This window comes from Legionella saoudiensis, assembly GCF_001465875.1.
GTDB lineage: Bacteria > Pseudomonadota > Gammaproteobacteria > Legionellales > Legionellaceae > Legionella > Legionella saoudiensis.
Map to the genome: position 1 here is coordinate 38,658 of NZ_LN901318.1, position 17,155 is coordinate 55,812.

Here is a 17,155-nt window from a genome sequence, read left to right on the forward strand (position 1 = left end):
GCAAACTCATAAAAAAACAATAAGTCATACGCTATTGATATATAAAATATAAACACCATTAATTTAGTTAATTATAGGCCTAGTGTAATGAAATGGAGGGAGGGGCATAACTTACCTGGGCTCGATATGATGAGGCCTTGAGGCTCATGGATTGTCAAGATTTCTGCATACGCATGTAAGCTTCGTAAAAACCTAAAGAACGAGGTGGTTTCAGGATTAACAATAATGTTTGATTTACTGTAACGTCCATAATCTTGTAAATTCAATGAGGTAGGGAAATGACCGTACACGCGATGCATCGCGTTTGGAACCCCTATATGAGATTGATCCCTTTCATTACATAAGGCCTTTAAAGCGCCAAAAAGTGAATTGGCGCAGAGTATATTTAAATGTCCATAAGTTGTAATAATTCAAAATAAAATGGTGCCGTAGTGCCTCGATGAAAGTCATCTGAATTAGATTTAATATCCTTTGCGGTATATTTGTGATGAACTTCATTTAAATAAGCGATAACTGTTTGTCTCGATTCTGGCTCAAGTAAATTTTTTCCAGTTCCTTTATAACCAATAGTAAGGGGACCAAAAAAGTAGCTGTCTAAATCTGAGTTATTAGCTTCACGGAGTTCATTAACAATTGATTTAATATAAATGGATTGTAATGCTTTAGACTTATGAGCGATTTTGTATTTAAGGGTAATAGAAGCAGGATGAGTTGCTACAGCTAGTTGGGTGTCTATTTTATCCAGATTTTGGAGAATTTCGTCTGATGTGTGCGTATCAACAAATCCCATTGTAGCCCAATTGGCACAGCTTTGGTTAAGTTTTTCACCAATTAGCTTATAAAAAAAATTGCGCAATATGGGGTAGTGACCCCATTCATGTCAAAATTTACGGTTTATCTATAGGTCTTTCTTCAGCAAGCTACAGAAGCTACTCCTAATATATCCAGAACGTTCAAAATATTGTATGTGGCCTAGTTTTTTATAGAATTCAGCAGCTCCTTGAAATTCTATTGTTTGAACAGTCGCTATTTTACATTTTTGATGTTTTCCATGCTCATGGAAAGCCCTGAGTGAGTCATATAGACAAGAATATGTTGCAAATTTGTTCATTGCCAGTTTGGGCTGGATATGCGGAAACCCTAAATTAGGCGAATAAGGGCGCTTTTTAGGAAATAAAAAGGCAGTAAAATATATATCGCGCTCCAGGAAAATTCATATAAGAGCGTTGATTTACTCGGCAAGATAAGAGAAGGTTTGGGGGCTTCACTTTTCTATTCGCACTTCCATGCACAAAAAGAGGAGAGCCCTTTTTCTCTAGGTGGGATTTTTGACTCCGACACATTTTAAGGATGTCCAAAAAAACCAGCGGTTAAATCGTCTTCAAAATCATTGTTCCATTGAGTTGCATAACCTCCTTGGTAGCATTTTTGTTTCTTGTTTGATAGTCGATCAACGGTTATTTCAAACTGTTTGACGTATAGGCCATTAGAATCTGTTTTGGTTGTATCAGTTATATCTTTGTCTTTTAAAAGAAAATCATTTTCATCAAATCCATTTCTTCGAATACATTTATGAAAATCGTCTATTTCATCTTGTCCAATATTCATTTTTGTCTCCTTAAAATGAGGTTCGGCCGAGATCTTTGTAAAAAAGGGTCATGTCAATACAGCGACACTGAATCAAGAGGTGTTTTGCCTATAATAGGCGACCCTGGACAATATTAACCCAAATCGAAATGGTGGGCTTTGATATAAAATATCAAAAACATAGTATATCTACCGTATAGAGTGAATAATTTGGTTAAGATTTAATCATGACCCTTTTTTACAAAGATCCCGGCCGCACCTCTAGTTAAATGAATTAAAGATAATCATGGACTATGATTAATTATTGGTTTTTTTCTTAAAAGTACTAATTCACTGTCAATGAGTCGAGAAATTTTTATTTATAAGGAAAAATTAACTTCTACTATAGCCAAGCAAAAAATTTAACAATTTTATCTCTGTGAAATTTTGAAAAATGAAAAGGACTTCGCATGAAAAAGAAAGATGAATTTCGCACTTTGCTGACGAGTCTTTTTCAGGAAACCGCGATTTTTAAAAATATGTTTTATTATCATCATGATAATCTCAACGAAAAATTTAGCAAAATTGTTGATTTTATTTCACAAAGGGATCTATCTGCATGCATAAACCAATTCGATCTGGAAAGTTACTATAAATATCTGCTTAAGCAAAAAGGAGTCCATGCAATAAAAGGTCCCGAAAGAGATTTCGCTTTTGGCCTCGCTAGTACTATCAACTCGAAAAGATGCTCGGATGTCATAGAAAAGTTGGCATCTTTAAAGGGGCATGATTATAAAATAACTTTTACTATAAAAAATTTTAATGGGCGATATGATTTTAAAAGGAAACAACTTAATGGCATTAAAATAAGAAATCGTGACTCGACAATACAAATTGTCTTTGATGCACAGGGTTTTTTCAATTTTGATGATGAAGAGTCCTTTAAATTTAGCGCTCTTCAATCCGCAATATCCACCATAAGAATGGTATTCGGGTATTTTTCTTTTTTCAAAAATACTCTATTTACAGGAGAGAATTTTGGGCAAGATCAAGAGTTAAGTTTATTAATTGAAAGTAAAATGGATAAAAAGGAAATTGACTGCTATAAATTAGATTTTATGTATATTTTTTATTTATGTCATGAAGAATACTACTTACGAAAATATGAACTAAAACATTTAAATAAGGACTTTCTCATTTTTATTAGGAAAAAACCTTTATTAAAGCTTTCTTTTGAATGGTTTACCAAAGCTTTATATACAGATGAAACTAATGAAAAAATTCTCATGTTATGTATAGCAATTGAAGCCTTGTATGGAAAAGAGAACTCTTCTACACAAGGTCAAAAAGGCAGAGATACTTATATATCCAAATTAGTATATTTTATTTCGACAACAGAAGAAGAGCGAATTATGTTTACTAGTCAGTTAAAGGATCTTTTTAATATTAGAAATACAATAGTTCATGCTGATAAAAAGCCTAAATTAGAAAAGAAAGATAGAGTAATTAAAGAAAGTATAATCTTATACAGGGAAGCCTTTTTGAAAGAACTAAGTATAATTTAATTTATACGCCTATATACATTGGTTGTTCATCGGACACCTGTTTCAGAACTATGCCGAGAACATATCACTAGTGCAGCAACATTTTATAAATGGCGAGCTAAATACGGTGGGGATTACCATCAATTCTGTAATTTAACAATTTATATACTTTGGGATGCGCTAATGACCGCAGAGCATTTTGATTGAGAGCAAAAAAACCAAAACTTAACTTGATTTGATTCAACATAAAAATACCTGAGTCAAACCATGCTTAGCGGTTTATAAGCATTGATAAATTGAAATAGTTTGGAATGCCGAATCCACCCATTATTTATTGGCTTACGAATATTTCTTCGTTCTGCTTGATTAAAATCATGAATCAAATAGTCAGGAGCATAAGAAATTACAAGGGCTTTTCGATCAATGCATCGAATACACTGAGCAATCCAATGCTCATGAAAAGAACATGCCAAATTAATTAAAATTAAATCAAAATCGTTTTCTAATTCTTTTGGTAGTTGTGGTTTATCTGCAATACGAACTTTATGACCTAGATAAGCAAAAAAACGCAGAGCTAATAAAGACGTTAGTGCGTTATCATCAATCAATAAGATATTGAGTACTTGCGTGCACTTCATGATAAATGAATTCCCTTTATAAACTAAAATCAAGGAAAGCGTACCGTGCACGCGACACGAGCAAAAAAGATGGGTAGAATCAGAGCAATCGTGCCACTCTTTGGACTTCCAACCCAAAAGAATAATGCCCTGCACATGTTATAAAACATAACAGCCTGCTACTTAAATTGTAACAGACAATAAATGTGATAAACTGTACTTAGCCATGATACTAGTTGACGCTAGGATTATGGTTAGTGCTGCGCTGGTGGGTTCAACACCAGCACGGCACGCTTCAAGGTAAGTTTGGTCTTTTTCAACTCAAAAGTCAACTAATCCAACAGGTTATGCTTGTGCTAAAACATCCCCTTAATTTCGCGTTGGTATCCCCGTTTAAATTCCAGCAAGGTCGCAACTTACCAGTTTCATGCGTAGCTGTGCAGCGGCAGGCGTTCAGTCATTGGCTGTTGACGACCAGCGTCGAGCCAACTCACCAGGCTAGATGACATCTCATTCCAAAGCACCATACTATCGGTGATTGGGCTGTGTTATTCAGTTTTAAAAAGGAGAAATTGAGGTTGCAATATAGGGGGTAGCGTCTGTATCCCCTTTTAGGTTTCATTGCTTCTTATGGTTTCACAAAATTGTGCTATAAGCGCAAGAAAAACGATCCATGGTCAGATGGGGCTATTGCAGAAAAATTAGGATATAAATCATACTTTCAGAATTAATAAGGCCTTAGATCACTGTAATACTCAAATATTACAAATCTACTACTTATTATACGTAAAATTCCTCTCTACAAAATTTTTCTATTATTTCTTGTTTAGTCAATTTCTCCTCATTATCCCCTGCCCTGTTACATACAATAAGTTCATCAAAATTATTATGGATATGCGAGGATACTCCCTTCTTCTCTACTCGCCTCAATCGCTATGAAAAATCATGCAAACTTTTTACACCATATTCTTGCTGATAGTAATCTTTTAAAGCCCTCAAGCTACAGCCATATATGGCAGGCGCATCAACATTCGTATCCCATATTAAATAATAATTCTTACCATTGTTCAGTATTTTAACAATATAGTTTGCCATTGTATTAACCTTAAAATCATTCGATTAAAAAATACCTCTTACGGTTTGTCGAGGCTTTAAGTATTAAAGCCATTGTTATACTACTTATCAATATAAGTTGCAGATCCTTCAATTACTAAAAATCGCTTGACTGGGTTGTATCGCTTTGCTTGACCACATCAAAAGCACTGGCTTCATGGGGCGAAGTAATGACACTCTTAAAGCATTCACTTAACAACTGATGAGCTTTCATATCAATATATGCACGATAGGAAATATTTCGTCTTTTGAGTGGGCGAGATCTTGGGAATAAGTTTTATCTAAGTTAAACAATTTGGTTGTTGTCATTATTGGTATCCTTCTAATAAATTATAGGATTAGAAAGCAGGTCATTAAAAGTCTTTGGTAATGAGCCATATAAGTCATACGCATTTGATCTTCGCATTTCTTGAAGATTCTCAAGTGCCTGATGAATGGAGTTTGACCATATAGAGCCTCTACATAACATGTCAGAAGGTAATGAAGCTAATCTTTTTTCAAGTTCATTGAGCGCTTCTATAAAGTCTCTACCCGTGACGAATGGTAGCCAATTGGTTTGTTCGATATAATCTGAGGAATTAATCATATCGATATCTCCATCGGAGGTGTATTCTTTCATTTCATCCAAAAGAAATTCGTTAGGAGCGATACATGCCCATATGCCTTTTCCATAATTATCATTCCATGATTGGAATCCAAATCCATGATTGGTAATAAGTAAATTAATACGCTCAATCATTTAAATCTCCTGAATAAGTTTGTTTAATTCGATGTTCTGATTCATTAATATATTTTTTTTCAATTTCAATTCCTATGAATTTTCTGCCTCTTTTTAATGCGGCTACAGCTGTAGTTCCACTACCCATAAACGGGTCAAGAATAACATCGTTCGGTTCAGTGAATTTTTCAATTAGCCACTCTACATGAGTCAGATTTCTAGGGCATGGATGATTTACCCTTATTTTATCTGGTTGCACAGGCGGACAAAAATCACTATGAGGTTGCCCAGGTAATAAATGATTGCCAGCTCTTGATTTAGGAGGGGTGCCAAATACGTAGGCAGTATCACCAGTAATGAGTATTCTTCCCTGTTTGCTAGGTAACGCATAGGGAAGTGTAACTATTCTAATAAAAGGGAATTGTTTTGGGATGGCATTTAAAATACGAGGATCACTATCACATCTTAATTGGATTATTATTCGCCCGGTTTTTATTAAAAATTGGCTTAAATGAAAAATAGACTCTGAAAGTAGTGTATACGGGTCGTGTGAGCCAGCTAGGGATTCAATCGCATTTGGCCAAACCGGATCGGTTAAAATTACATCGACTGCTTCTTTTAGAATTACTTTCCTGGCATCGCCATGTATTAGGAGTGCATCGCCAATTTTTTTTTCGACTCCTGTCGCATGGTGACGTTTTTCTTTATATAGGATTTTCTTTGCCTGTGAGGATAATAAAATTAGAGTTCTTTCTGCAGAAACGGGGATAGGTTGTTTTCCTGATGCCCATCGTGAAACGGTTTCTCTTCGACATCCTAAATCCTTGGAAAGTGGTGTTTTCCAACGTGACCCGTAGAGTTTTTTTCCAATGATAGCTAATTCGTTAGGTTCCATAGAAATAATATATCGTGACAATATGTCACAAATTATATTTTATTCTTTAATAAATAGATATATAATTTGTGACATATTGTCACAAGAAAGTTAAGGATAGATAATGATAAAAAATGTAACCCGTCAACCATGTCTAATGACTTTCATCTCCTTTTTATTCCTGTTTTCAACGAACATTTTTTCCAAAAGTAATTCCTATGAAATTAATGAGTCGATTAATGTTTTTGCTAGGCATGAGCTGTTAAAAACCGTCTTGAGTTCTTCTAATATCTACGCTCGTGGTGCTGTATCTTGTGATTTGGCACAAAATATAAAGAATAATGAAAAGGCTATATTGAAAAATACGAAGCCAGACCACATGGATTCAACAGTGTCTTTAATTCACTTATCAAAGGAAATAAATGAAAAATGTCTAGTAATATCCTATTTTAAAAAAAATATTCTACCAATAATAAAGAGTGGCAACCTTAGTGCTACATGTGAGCAGGATTATTATCTGATAAAAAAGCCCCAACTCCTAAGAATTAATTTAGTTGATTTAGCGAACGAAAACTTAAAGAAATTAAATAATTGCCTTATTAAAGCCTCAATTTTTGTAGATGAAAATGGGGAAATGAGAGCGACAACTCGTCAATTAGAATGCCAAATCAATCATTTGAATGTGTCATTTCATCTGATGTCATCATTTTCTGTAAAAAATGCTATTACTTGCGTTAAGTCTATTGCATATCTGCCTGAGTTTATTCAGCCTTGTAAAAAGGTAATCTTATCAAAACAGAAAAAGATTTCTTTAATGCTGGGTAATGAGTTGGATGATATTGATTTAAGCCCATATAACATATCAATACTATAAATTTTTTGAAATAAGCAATTTAATTTAGAGGCACAACGACATGAACGCTTCAGATCAAGCGGATGTAAAATTCTTAGTCAATAAATGTGAATTACTTGAGTTAATAGACCGAACCTATCAGATCGAAGCTCTTTATAGAAAAGGCGATTCTCAGCAAGGAACCTTTATTTTAGGTTCTTTAAGAGAAAGCTTGAAGGATCTATATGAAAGGTCTTCTAAACTTGATAGTAAGTAACATATAGGTTACTATATAGAATATGAAAATAAAAATTTCATCGTATATAACAAAAGATGGCATTGATCCATTTGCCAAATGGTTCGATAAACTCAACGCTATTGCTGCCGCCAAAGTATCTACGGCACTATATCGCATGGAGTTAGGAAACTATTCCAATGTCAAATCTCTTGGTGATGGTATTTTTGAATATAAGATTGATTTTGGACCTGGATATCGTATCTACTTTGGTCAAGATGGTGAGGAATTAGTGATTTTAGTTGGTGGTGGATCGAAAAAGCAACAGGATAAAGATATTAAAATCGCCAAAAATTATTGGCAAGAATATAAGTTAGCAAAAAGACGAGGGTAGTATTATGGCCTTAACACGTGAATTTAAAAGTACCATTCGAGACAGAGCACAAAAAGACTCCGATTTTAGAAGAGCTCTATTAATCGAAGCTGTTAATTCGTTATTGGCAGATGAGCTTGATGTCGCTAAATCCTTATTAAAAGATTATATAAATGCTTCCATTTTATTTGAGCCTTTAGCCGAAAGGGTTCATAAAAATAGTAAAAGTTTGCAACGAATGTTTAGTGCTAAGGGAAACCCTACGGCACAGTCATTATTTTCAATCATTCATGTTTTGCAAGAGGCTGAAGGAATAAAATTGACTGTAAATGAAGCGCATTAACGGCTTAAGTTTTTAAAAGGAGTTATAGTGACTAAAATAGATAGTCATTTGCTGTATCAAACCATCAGCCATGAACACTTGGATGATTTAGTTGGTTGGGCTTTAGGAGACTACCCTGATTCGGGCCTTGTATTAGTTGAATGTAAGGATGGCCGTTGGTTTATTGAGCAAGAATATGGGCATGCATTTGATTCATTTTCAGGGATTTCAAAACCCAAAAGCACGCCTTATTTAGAACCAACTTTTTACCCAAGCAGGAATGATGCGTTAGAGAGTGCATTAATGCTAATTACCCAAGTTTATCCAAGCATTAATAAAACAAAAACATCAGAGTATTTCGAGCAAGAACAAATATAGCCGTATCCATTTTATGGTTGAGATTGTTTATTTTAGATTTTAAAAGCCGTTTCAGATGAAATCGACCTCCAAAGAATACGTATATTAAGTGATTGCCTACATGTCAATGCAAATGCAAACCCTAGCTTTATCGCTTCTTAATTTGCAATAATAAGCCTTTTGTTAAAGGCCAATTATTTATGGAACATTTGATTGACTAATTGAACTAAATTTGTATTAAAAATAGTTAAAATAAAATCCTAATTGCTGGGGTGTTATTGGATTTTTGCAAAGATTTGATGTAAACACATTATTGATACTAACGCGTTGATGCGGCTTTCGTGGATTAATTGGGTAGTCTTTCGATAGCTGATTCATTACATTCATAGAAATAAAATGTGACAGCACATGGAGCATTAGGTTGTTATCGCAAGCCATGGTTTTTAGTAAGTAGCCGCGTTGAGTTCTTAATTTTGTCAGGCTGCAAAAATGTTCAAAGCCCTCATCAAAAATCGGAAAAAGCCAATTTCCTAGCCTAGCTCATCCACCAAATCCTTACAAAGATGAATCACATAATAGCGTGAATCTTTTTTAAAACGTTGTTCGTGGTAGCACTCTTTTTTTTAAACCGAATAAGCTGTAAAAGAATAAAGTTTAGAAACCAGAGCATTATTAAAATAATGCTAACGAGGAAATTCGTTTTAGACGTTCAGGGTTATCTTCTACATAAATAGCAGTGGTGACAATATTGGCATGCCCGGCTAAACGAGATACGGCTTTAATGTCTGCCCCTTGCTCAATAAGGCGAGTAATAAATGTGCGTCGTCCTGAATGTGAGCTTGCCCCATGGATTCCTGCTTTGTCGTAGAGTGCACGAAACCACTTTTGCAGAGTGTTGGCGGTGAATCGGCTTTTGCGTTGGGTTTGAAACAGCGGTTTATTAAAAGGGGTTTCTTTTAACGTATTTAGATGGGCTTGTAGTGTTTCACGAATTTTCTTATGCGTAAGGTAGACATGCCGTTGCTTATCTCCTTTGGTCATCGATCGCTTTAAACTGATCTCATCTAATAATTGATAGTGTACATTCGCCACATCGCCAATGGTAAGTGAGGCGATTTCTTTAGCACGCAAACCCAATCCGAAGGAGCAATAAATGATTGCCAGATTGCGAATACCAAATTTTCCTTCTTTAGCGACTAAAGTGAGCAATTTAAATTCATTTTCCGTCAAAACCTTTGCTTTGCCTTCGCGTGCCATTCTTTTCTCATGTAACTACCTAATTTATCACTATTTTATATAATTAAGGATGTATTTGCAAAGACAAAAAATGGCGTCCGCTTAGAGCCCTTTCTGGGCTTGATGACATCCTCTTTTAGACCTTAAAGGATGTGTTTGATAGAAACGTGCTCTCAAGATTTTTGTTTGAAGTTTATAGGCTAAAATTTTAAGAATGCTGGAATGTTACTTTTACAGTGGAGGTGAATTATGAGCACGGAATTTTTTACACGAAACAAACGATTGATGGATGCACTGTTAGAGTTTGCCCCTGAAGATTCTCAATTATTAAATATTCCTCTTTTTTCATCGGCAGTTGATCCATTCGTTTTGTGCTTATTAGGATCGGATAGAGGATTCCATGGAGTCATGTTACTCGGTTTTATGCAGTCCATAAACCTTGTTTTAGCAAAAATTTTGGCAGCACATAAATATATTCATGATGGAAAAGACACACCAGAGGATATTCCTCAACCACAAAGTGACATGATGGTTTATTTAAAGCATTTGGCCATATCGGAATATCACAACTCCATTACAGTTTTTTTCCTTAAATTGCGCTTGTTAGTAGATGAGTTATTGCGTATCGTTACAGATAATACATGCGATTGTATAGGTAAATTCTTAGGAAGATTTGATAAAAAATTTGAAGAGGTAAAACCTTTTTTAGTTGCTTTAAATGCATCAGCAAACTACATCAAGCATGATGAAGAATTCCTTGTAAATCATTTGTCAGAGATTCCTATTTTGTCCCCTTCGTTGAAAATAAAGGTAATAAATGCAAGGACGGGAGCCAGTAAACGTGACTTTAAGGATGTAAAAGATAATTGTACAGATAAAATAGTTACTCTTAGCCCGGATGAATCACAAATTATTTTAGATTTTCCTTTATCATTTTTCGTTGAAAATTTTAATAAATTCAAAGAGTTGTTTGAGCAAAAAATCAAAGAGTCGAGATAAGCTTAAACTTCTCCGATGGGAGAAAATAACGAATCTCATGCTGATCAAAATTTCCTTTTAAGTAGAGCGCTTATCATAAGCTAATACCTCAGTTCTGGCCGTGCTACATGCATTTGTCATCTCATGGATGAATTTACCAGAAGCTAAATTTTCCCAAGCTTCCGATATAGATATAAAATCGTTCGGATTTTGTTGTTTGGAATCCAAATGAAGTCCATAAAAATATAAAGTGACAAACAGGGAAACAATTATATAGTACACGTTATCTTTTAAGTGGGTAAATAAACCACTTGGGGATAAATTGAAAAAGGATGTATTTGGTTTCATTTATTATTTTATTCCTTAATAATAATTTACATTGTACTCCATATGATAGACACTTTAAACCATATGAGAAATGTATACCCTTTAAAGCCCATAAAATATGGCACTATGGTAGGTGTTGGGACTAATAATTATGAAATTTAGCCTGACTATTGTGAAACACCAATGACTCTGTCAGATGCTTCTACTCGCATAAGAAGAATGCCATTCTAAATGGCCCCATCATCACTATCAGAGATATAAGATGAATGCATCAGTGGTGTGCTATCGATCTGATGAATTAATAAACAGGAGTAATTTATAATGTCTTTAGAGATGATTCATTGGATTCTTGCGATTTATATGGCAGGATTATGTATTGGAGTTTTTGGTTCTGTTCAATTCTTATTGAAGCGCAATGAGGTAAAGAGAACCACCGACATTGATGTGTTTCAAACCCGTCCTAGCTTGAAAATTTATTTAATTCTAAAACCCATTTTTTGGCCTTATTTTTTTGTTGCAGAAAAAAGCCCCATCGAGCGAATTTCTGAATTATTTTTTAAGCATTATGGTGATGAGGGACATACTTATTTACGAAATAATGGGCTTAAAAATTTTCTACGGGATGTAGTCAGGGGAAAAAATCGCTATGAAAATTATCAAGTAAAACGACTTGTTTGGCCAATTGATGAGCATAGTGACGACTATCAAGAACACCAAAAATATTTTCCCAATAACAACAAGCCTCTCCATGCTGAAATAATTTATGCCCATCACCAAGAAAAGTATCTTGTTGGGGTGATATGGAGTAGTAGAGAACGTTTGGATAATGCTAAGCCAATTAGCAGATTTCAATTAGACCAATGTGAGTCAATGACTTTTTTGCAATTTCAACAGCGATTGCTGCAAATTAATCAGGCCAAAGCAAGAGAGTTCTTGAGTCAGTGTCAATAAACCAAGTTGCTTTTTTATCGCTATTTATATTAAATTAAAGGGGCTGGAGGTATTAAAAGGAACACAGTGAGCGTTCAATTGAAAAACGGGAATTATTTGCTCATCTCTGCCGAGTTATCCACGATATCCTATTTACAAAATAAGTAAATTCCAATGATTCCCTCTCCTTAATATTCAATATTTCACAAATTGATTAGTCCTATATTGCTTCCATAAGTTGACCATGATTTTAGCAAATAAATACAATCCAGCGTAGAAGAGTGTAATAACCGGAGTTACTAAAAATAGAGATATGAAAATCACCAACCAACAACCTAACCCAACAAGCTTTGATGTATACCTTGTAATAAATACATAAGGTACAATTTGGAACGCAACAAATAAATATTGCTCATTCGCCGGAACCTTTACATAGGAGGCATGTATAAAATAATAAACAATGGGCACAGAAATTGTGACAGATAGGAGCAATTGGACTATTTTGATTTTAAAAAATTCTTTTATTTTTGTGTTCACGAAACCTTTCTCCTTTCTTCTTCCAGTTTTAATGGCTCTTATAAAAAACGCGCAGATGCCTCTTCTACGCTTTTAATAAACTCCGGGGATGAGTTTATCTCTTTCAGTCTGGATAATAACTGCGAAAGTTCAAATCCTGAGCGTAATTTAGGTTTAATCCAAAGCTCAATGAGTTCTTCTGAATTAAGAATAGTGAAAGGACTTTCGCTTTGTGCAATGACATCGATTGCACAGGCACAGATCCATTTCGATGGTAGCGCATGTCCTTGAGCATACCCTTTAAAATGGCCGATTTTTATATTGGGGTTTTTCTTATAGTCATTCGTAGCAATTTGTTTAAATTGATTGTAAAAATCAGGAATTTCAATAAATTTTTTGAATAACAGCAAGGCTGAGGAATTATGCTTTTCCGAGTTTTCTGCAAGAGTTTTAAAATGAATATCCTTTAAAACATTACTTGTGATCCCTGTTTTTTCATACAAGCTTTTTTCTGTAGCCTTAATCTTATTGATTATGGACTTAAGCAAGGAGTCCACGGGTCTATAATCAATTTTGTGTTCTTGGCATTTTTTGTGTAATTCATAAATGGCTTGATAAAAATTATCTGGCATAAAGAGTCTATATCGTTCTAAATCGGTAGCATTAGCATCTTGATGCTCATGAAAAAACTTAACCATTTGGTCAAACCATGAAATTTCAAATAGCTCGGCCTCTGAAAAAATCGCCTCTTCAGGCAACGGGGGATTAGACTGCCCATAACTGTAGGAAATGTTTTCTCCTTTAGTTTTTCGAGCGATCTGAATCAAATCTTCAGACCGCCTGTTTTTTCTTAAAGTAATTTGTAAGGTTTCTTTCATTTTATAGTGCCCTAGCGCAAGGTTCAGATGGATTTGCTACTTGAGACATCAATAGTTCGTTTAGTTGCTCTGGGTGTTTATCTAAAAGCACTAAAAGCATGCTTAAAGGTTTGGGTATTGGGTTTGTTCCTCGCTCATATCGGTTAAACGAGTTAATACCACCACCAAAGAGACGACTGGCATCTTTTTGATTCAAATTCAAATGTTTTCGTATTTTGGTAATTTCACCAGGCGTTAATATTCCATCAATTCGTGAGCGATGCTCTTGAATTTCTAAGGCAGTGGCTTTGTTATCCTCAGGACTTATCACTCCTTCGCCACATGAGTCGCACCAAAGGGCAGGTTGAATGATCTCGAAGGAGTGCTTTTTATAATGATACGTTGTTTTACGTCCTTCATGTATCGCTGCCAGTTCACCACAAATGGGACATCGTTCTTTTGTCATATTATTTCTCCTTAAATGAGAGAATAAGTTCGCCATAGGTGTTTACTTGAAACTTAATGTATAAATGAACACCTTTAAAATTAGATTTATATACATCTTGCCAAGCTGTAAAGCCTGGGGTTATTGGTTCCATTGACTTATAAAAATCATTACTTGTTAAGCTTTGTATGGCCTCTACTACATCTTGATCGGAAAAACCGAGAGCTAATTGTCCTTGTTTGGCTGATACCGTCATCCGTAATTTATGTTCATTGTTAAACGCTTTTTTAATGTCGTTTAAATTATAACTTGGTCGTTTTGATGCACTCATGACATTGCCCAAATTATAACCTTTAAGGTTATTATAAGTATAAACTAAAATAACCTCAAGAGTTACGTTGTTCGATTAAATACATTGTAATATAGGAGTGTTAATTGCGCAACAATAATTTGCAACAAATATTTGTTGCAAATGTCTGCTTCTATGGTATTCTATAAATGTCTTATAAAAGACACACGTTTATAACACAAATAAGGATTAATAATGAACCAAGAAAGAATCATTCATAAGCAACTCGTTTTACAAAGAAATCGCCTAAACTTCCTTCCTAAACATGTTAAAAAACATTTTATTCAATTTGAAAATATTATTTATTACCTTGCGCATTCCATGTGCCATCAATACACCGGAGGGTACTGGGATTTTTATGAGTTAAGCAACGAGGGGTTTTTTCTTGCCCCTGAAAGCACACAGCAATTTGAGATTTATGTGGACGGAAATGGTTTTAATGGGATTGTTAGTCCAGAGGCGCTAGGAGTAATTCTTACATTATTTTCGATTAACGGGATTGCAGGGAAGGGTGAAGAGTATTTAATCGATAAATATTATTCCTTGCGTGATTATGCACTACAGCACGAAGAGCGGGATTTAATTTTGCTCGCAATTGATTAACGCTGTTGCTCCCTAATTGGGGAGCATATCAATATATATTGAACATAAGGATAATAAGAAATGACTAAAAGAATACTCCGCTTACTTGGTGCGCCACTGCAAAAAACTTGCGATTCGATCAAGAGAAAAAGAAACAAACGATTAATGATGTCTTACGCTTTGAAACTTAACACCAAATAAATGCAGGTAATGCACGGAATATAATGTTTAAAATATCGTATTCATTCTTTTAAGCTGAGCTAAACAATTATCCGCAACAATATTTTGTTGACTTCTCCGATAACTATGTTATTATATAACTGTCTACTACAGACACACGTTTAAAACACAAAAGGATATAAACATGACTTACGTAACAAACATAGAAAATGATTTAATTCAACGTATCCCTCAAGCAACAGAGTTCCTTAATGATATTAACCAATCCTTAGCAGAACTAGCATTTATTAACACCTCATTCTCCCCTGACAAAAGAGCTGCAAATGTACGTGTTGAGTACGTGGAAGTTTTGTTAAAAGATAAAATAATAGTACTGGAAGAAATAGGTAATGCCTTAAAAAGAGGGGCGGAAGTAAGGACCGATTTTGAAGTAATTGTTGAAGAATGGTTTATGTCACATCGTGAAAAATTATGTAGTGGTTACAATTCATGGTTACATGCTCACGCAAAAGTTGCATCGAGTTTTGTTGTTGGACCCGCAAACTTTCCCGTTGAAAGAAATCAAAAACTTTCCGGTTATGCTGATGCTAAATATTTGTCAATTGATGAGTTTAGAAAGAAATCAATCAAAAAAATTTTGAAATATATCTTACCTTATGGCGATGGTTTTTCTATCCAAACGGACGATCCCCGCGCCTGCGACAAAATCCAAAATAAAATTGCTGAATTAGAAAAGCAGCGAGAAGATAAGAAAGCGATCAATAAGTTGATTCGAGCCTATTTTAAAAATGGCAGTTCTGAAATATCGTCTGAAAATTTAGAAGACTTTAAAAATAAATTACGCACTGAATTTAATCTGGATGAAGAAGAAATAATGTATATATTGAAACCTGATTATTTCGGAAAAATTAGAGGCTTTGCAAGGTTTGAGTTGCAAAATTTAGGGGCTAATATTAAGCGTTATAGAAAAAGAATAACCGAGGTCGAAAAGACAAACTCTAAAACGATAGATGACGCGTTTGAGAATGGGATTAAGGTAACAATTAGTGACGATCAAAAGATTTGCATTCACTTTGGTTTCAAGCCAAGCGAGGAAATAAGAACCCTACTTAAAGAAAATTCATTTAAGTTTTCACGAAATCGAAATAATGCATGGGTGCGAAAATTTACTTTAAACGCAGCATACAGTTATAAGCAATACATTAAGCCAAAAATTGAATTACTTGAAAGCAGTTGAAACAGCAAAGCCCTTCGGGGCTTTCTAAGAGTAAGAAGAAACTCTAAATTTTCTATATTTGGGGTTTATCCGCATATCTAGACCAAACTGGCAATAAAGAGTTATCTTATTGATTTTACAAGCATCTTATTTGGTCCTTTATTTCATAAAATAGAATGCATAACCCACAAAATGGCTTGCTAAGCAGATTTTTTTTCAATAAAAGGGCATTTAGTTTTATATTTGTCCTAATATATCAAGCCATTGCTTAATTGGGCCAAATATGCGGAAAAACCCTATATTGAGGTAAATACAATGGCAAATTATATCGTTAAAATACCGCATAATGGGAAAGATTATTATTTAATATGGGATACTAACGTTGATGCGCCTGCTATTTATGGCTGTAGTTTGAGAGCTTTAAAAAATTATTATCTGCAAGAATATGGTGAAAAAGGTTTGCATGATTTGCAAGAGCGGTTGAATCGTGTTGAGAAAAAAGGTGTGTCTTCACATATTCATAGTAATTTTGATGAACTTATTGTGTGTAATAGAGCAGGGGAGAATGAAGAAGAATTGACCAAGCAAGAAATTATAGAAAAATTCTGTAGGGAAGAACTCTACGTTTAATAGGGATTCTACACGAGAAACGCCCAAATATAAGTACTAGTAAAGGAATGAAGATGGATGAGGAAAAAACAAAATTTTCAATTGTGGATGAGCATTGGCAGGTGTTTGATGACATATCTGAAAACGAAAGTTATAAAAATTTTAAAGCTCATGCAAATGAATTGGGCAAGACGATGAAAGAGGCTTTTGCTAATGTCATAGAAATCCAAAAAACTATTAACGATGATAGCTAGAGCGCTTTTATAACCTAGAGAAGGGTAGGGGCAAAAATTAGGTCTAAATATTTATGTTTAGTCTGCCGTGATAATCAGACCTAATGTAGCTATAGTTGAAATTGATTATTTCTAGCTAATTGGGG

23 protein-coding genes and 1 pseudogene are annotated in these 17,155 nt (G+C 34.5%); 13 read left to right on the top strand and 11 right to left on the bottom strand.

Annotated elements, in window-relative coordinates; translation table 11 throughout:
• Nucleotides 1-385 precede the first annotated feature (385 nt).
• Complete coding sequence (locus BN3124_RS00215) at nt 386-790, bottom strand: hypothetical protein (protein WP_230849019.1); 405 nt, start codon at nt 788-790, stop codon at nt 386-388.
• A 554-nt stretch (nt 791-1,344) separates the two neighbouring features.
• Nucleotides 1,345-1,608 carry a hypothetical protein gene (locus tag BN3124_RS00220; RefSeq protein WP_058532869.1) on the bottom strand — a complete coding sequence of 88 codons (264 nt, stop codon included), beginning with the start codon at nt 1,606-1,608 and terminating at the stop codon, nt 1,345-1,347.
• Nucleotides 1,609-2,036: 428 nt separating this feature from the next.
• Here BN3124_RS00220 and BN3124_RS00225 point away from each other — a divergent pair, with 428 nt between their 5' ends.
• A complete protein-coding gene (locus BN3124_RS00225) occupies nt 2,037-3,131 on the top strand; it encodes a HEPN domain-containing protein (RefSeq protein WP_058532870.1) in 1,095 nt (364 codons plus the stop codon).
• Nucleotides 3,132-3,164: 33 nt separating this feature from the next.
• Nucleotides 3,165-3,242, top strand: a pseudogene (locus BN3124_RS16910) (transposase); the annotation flags it as partial.
• Between the two features lie 128 nt (nt 3,243-3,370).
• On the opposite strand, the gene BN3124_RS00230 reads toward BN3124_RS16910, so the two are convergent.
• The 4 genes from BN3124_RS00230 to BN3124_RS16575 all read right to left on the bottom strand — a co-directional run bounded on the left by BN3124_RS00230 (nt 3,371) and on the right by BN3124_RS16575 (nt 6,453).
• Complete coding sequence (locus BN3124_RS00230; protein WP_058532871.1) at nt 3,371-3,748, bottom strand: PleD family two-component system response regulator; 378 nt, start codon at nt 3,746-3,748, stop codon at nt 3,371-3,373.
• A 912-nt stretch (nt 3,749-4,660) separates the two neighbouring features.
• Nucleotides 4,661-4,822 (bottom strand): hypothetical protein, encoded by a 162-nt coding sequence (locus BN3124_RS17035; RefSeq protein WP_155522654.1) that lies wholly within the window; start codon nt 4,820-4,822, stop codon nt 4,661-4,663.
• Nucleotides 4,823-5,162: 340 nt separating this feature from the next.
• Nucleotides 5,163-5,579: a hypothetical protein gene (locus BN3124_RS00240; protein WP_058532873.1), complete on the bottom strand. Its 417-nt coding sequence runs from the start codon at nt 5,577-5,579 to the stop codon at nt 5,163-5,165.
• Nucleotides 5,572-6,453: a DNA methyltransferase gene (locus BN3124_RS16575; protein WP_078061426.1), complete on the bottom strand. Its 882-nt coding sequence runs from the start codon at nt 6,451-6,453 to the stop codon at nt 5,572-5,574. The genes BN3124_RS00240 and BN3124_RS16575 overlap by 8 nt, the downstream gene beginning before the upstream one ends.
• 103 nt (nt 6,454-6,556) lie before the next feature.
• Here BN3124_RS16575 and BN3124_RS00250 point away from each other — a divergent pair, with 103 nt between their 5' ends.
• The 5 genes from BN3124_RS00250 to BN3124_RS00270 are packed head-to-tail and all read left to right on the top strand — an operon-like array spanning nt 6,557 to nt 8,572.
• Nucleotides 6,557-7,306: a hypothetical protein gene (locus BN3124_RS00250; RefSeq protein ID WP_058532874.1), complete on the top strand. Its 750-nt coding sequence runs from the start codon at nt 6,557-6,559 to the stop codon at nt 7,304-7,306.
• Nucleotides 7,307-7,346: 40 nt separating this feature from the next.
• Nucleotides 7,347-7,541, top strand: coding sequence for a hypothetical protein (locus tag BN3124_RS00255; protein WP_058532875.1), 195 nt, complete (start codon nt 7,347-7,349; stop codon nt 7,539-7,541).
• A gap of 22 nt (nt 7,542-7,563) precedes the next feature.
• Complete coding sequence (locus tag BN3124_RS00260) at nt 7,564-7,893, top strand: type II toxin-antitoxin system RelE/ParE family toxin (protein ID WP_058532876.1); 330 nt, start codon at nt 7,564-7,566, stop codon at nt 7,891-7,893.
• 4 nt (nt 7,894-7,897) lie between these two features.
• Nucleotides 7,898-8,215, top strand: coding sequence for a hypothetical protein (locus tag BN3124_RS00265; protein ID WP_058532877.1), 318 nt, complete (start codon nt 7,898-7,900; stop codon nt 8,213-8,215).
• Nucleotides 8,216-8,242: 27 nt separating this feature from the next.
• Nucleotides 8,243-8,572: a hypothetical protein gene (locus BN3124_RS00270; protein WP_058532878.1), complete on the top strand. Its 330-nt coding sequence runs from the start codon at nt 8,243-8,245 to the stop codon at nt 8,570-8,572.
• Nucleotides 8,573-9,223: 651 nt separating this feature from the next.
• On the opposite strand, the gene BN3124_RS00275 is transcribed toward BN3124_RS00270, so the two are convergent.
• Nucleotides 9,224-9,808, bottom strand: coding sequence for a tyrosine-type recombinase/integrase (locus BN3124_RS00275; protein WP_058532879.1), 585 nt, complete (start codon nt 9,806-9,808; stop codon nt 9,224-9,226).
• Nucleotides 9,809-10,036: 228 nt separating this feature from the next.
• Here BN3124_RS00275 and BN3124_RS00280 point away from each other — a divergent pair, with 228 nt between their 5' ends.
• Complete coding sequence (locus BN3124_RS00280; RefSeq protein ID WP_058532880.1) at nt 10,037-10,786, top strand: hypothetical protein; 750 nt, start codon at nt 10,037-10,039, stop codon at nt 10,784-10,786.
• 57 nt (nt 10,787-10,843) lie between these two features.
• Here BN3124_RS00280 and BN3124_RS00285 read toward each other — a convergent pair whose 3' ends face one another.
• Nucleotides 10,844-11,113, bottom strand: a complete 270-nt coding sequence (locus BN3124_RS00285) for a hypothetical protein (protein ID WP_058532881.1) — start codon at nt 11,111-11,113, stop codon at nt 10,844-10,846.
• Between the two features lie 300 nt (nt 11,114-11,413).
• Here BN3124_RS00285 and BN3124_RS00290 point away from each other — a divergent pair, with 300 nt between their 5' ends.
• Nucleotides 11,414-12,043: a hypothetical protein gene (locus BN3124_RS00290; RefSeq protein ID WP_058532882.1), complete on the top strand. Its 630-nt coding sequence runs from the start codon at nt 11,414-11,416 to the stop codon at nt 12,041-12,043.
• A gap of 554 nt (nt 12,044-12,597) precedes the next feature.
• Here the strand turns inward: BN3124_RS00290 and BN3124_RS00300 are convergent.
• The 3 genes from BN3124_RS00300 to BN3124_RS00310 are packed head-to-tail and all read right to left on the bottom strand — an operon-like array spanning nt 12,598 to nt 14,171.
• The gene (locus BN3124_RS00300; RefSeq protein WP_058532884.1) at nt 12,598-13,416 is read right to left on the bottom strand and encodes a hypothetical protein; all 819 of its coding nucleotides are present in this window, start codon (nt 13,414-13,416) and stop codon (nt 12,598-12,600) included.
• Between the two features lies 1 nt (nt 13,417).
• Nucleotides 13,418-13,861: a type II toxin-antitoxin system MqsA family antitoxin gene (locus tag BN3124_RS00305; protein ID WP_058532885.1), complete on the bottom strand. Its 444-nt coding sequence runs from the start codon at nt 13,859-13,861 to the stop codon at nt 13,418-13,420.
• 1 nt (nt 13,862) lies between these two features.
• Entirely contained in the window at nt 13,863-14,171 is a 309-nt protein-coding gene (locus BN3124_RS00310; RefSeq protein ID WP_058532886.1) for a type II toxin-antitoxin system MqsR family toxin, read from the bottom strand.
• Nucleotides 14,172-14,384: 213 nt separating this feature from the next.
• Between BN3124_RS00310 and BN3124_RS00315 the strand changes: the two genes are divergently transcribed.
• From BN3124_RS00315 to BN3124_RS00330, 4 genes are all read left to right on the top strand, one after another.
• Nucleotides 14,385-14,792: an antirestriction protein gene (locus BN3124_RS00315; RefSeq protein ID WP_058532887.1), complete on the top strand. Its 408-nt coding sequence runs from the start codon at nt 14,385-14,387 to the stop codon at nt 14,790-14,792.
• A gap of 343 nt (nt 14,793-15,135) precedes the next feature.
• Nucleotides 15,136-16,188 (top strand): hypothetical protein, encoded by a 1,053-nt coding sequence (locus BN3124_RS00320; RefSeq protein ID WP_058532888.1) that lies wholly within the window; start codon nt 15,136-15,138, stop codon nt 16,186-16,188.
• A 294-nt stretch (nt 16,189-16,482) separates the two neighbouring features.
• Nucleotides 16,483-16,797 carry a hypothetical protein gene (locus tag BN3124_RS00325; RefSeq protein WP_058532889.1) on the top strand — a complete coding sequence of 105 codons (315 nt, stop codon included), beginning with the start codon at nt 16,483-16,485 and terminating at the stop codon, nt 16,795-16,797.
• A 53-nt stretch (nt 16,798-16,850) separates the two neighbouring features.
• Nucleotides 16,851-17,030: a hypothetical protein gene (locus tag BN3124_RS00330; RefSeq protein ID WP_058532890.1), complete on the top strand. Its 180-nt coding sequence runs from the start codon at nt 16,851-16,853 to the stop codon at nt 17,028-17,030.
• The last annotated feature ends 125 nt before the right edge of the window (nt 17,031-17,155 follow it).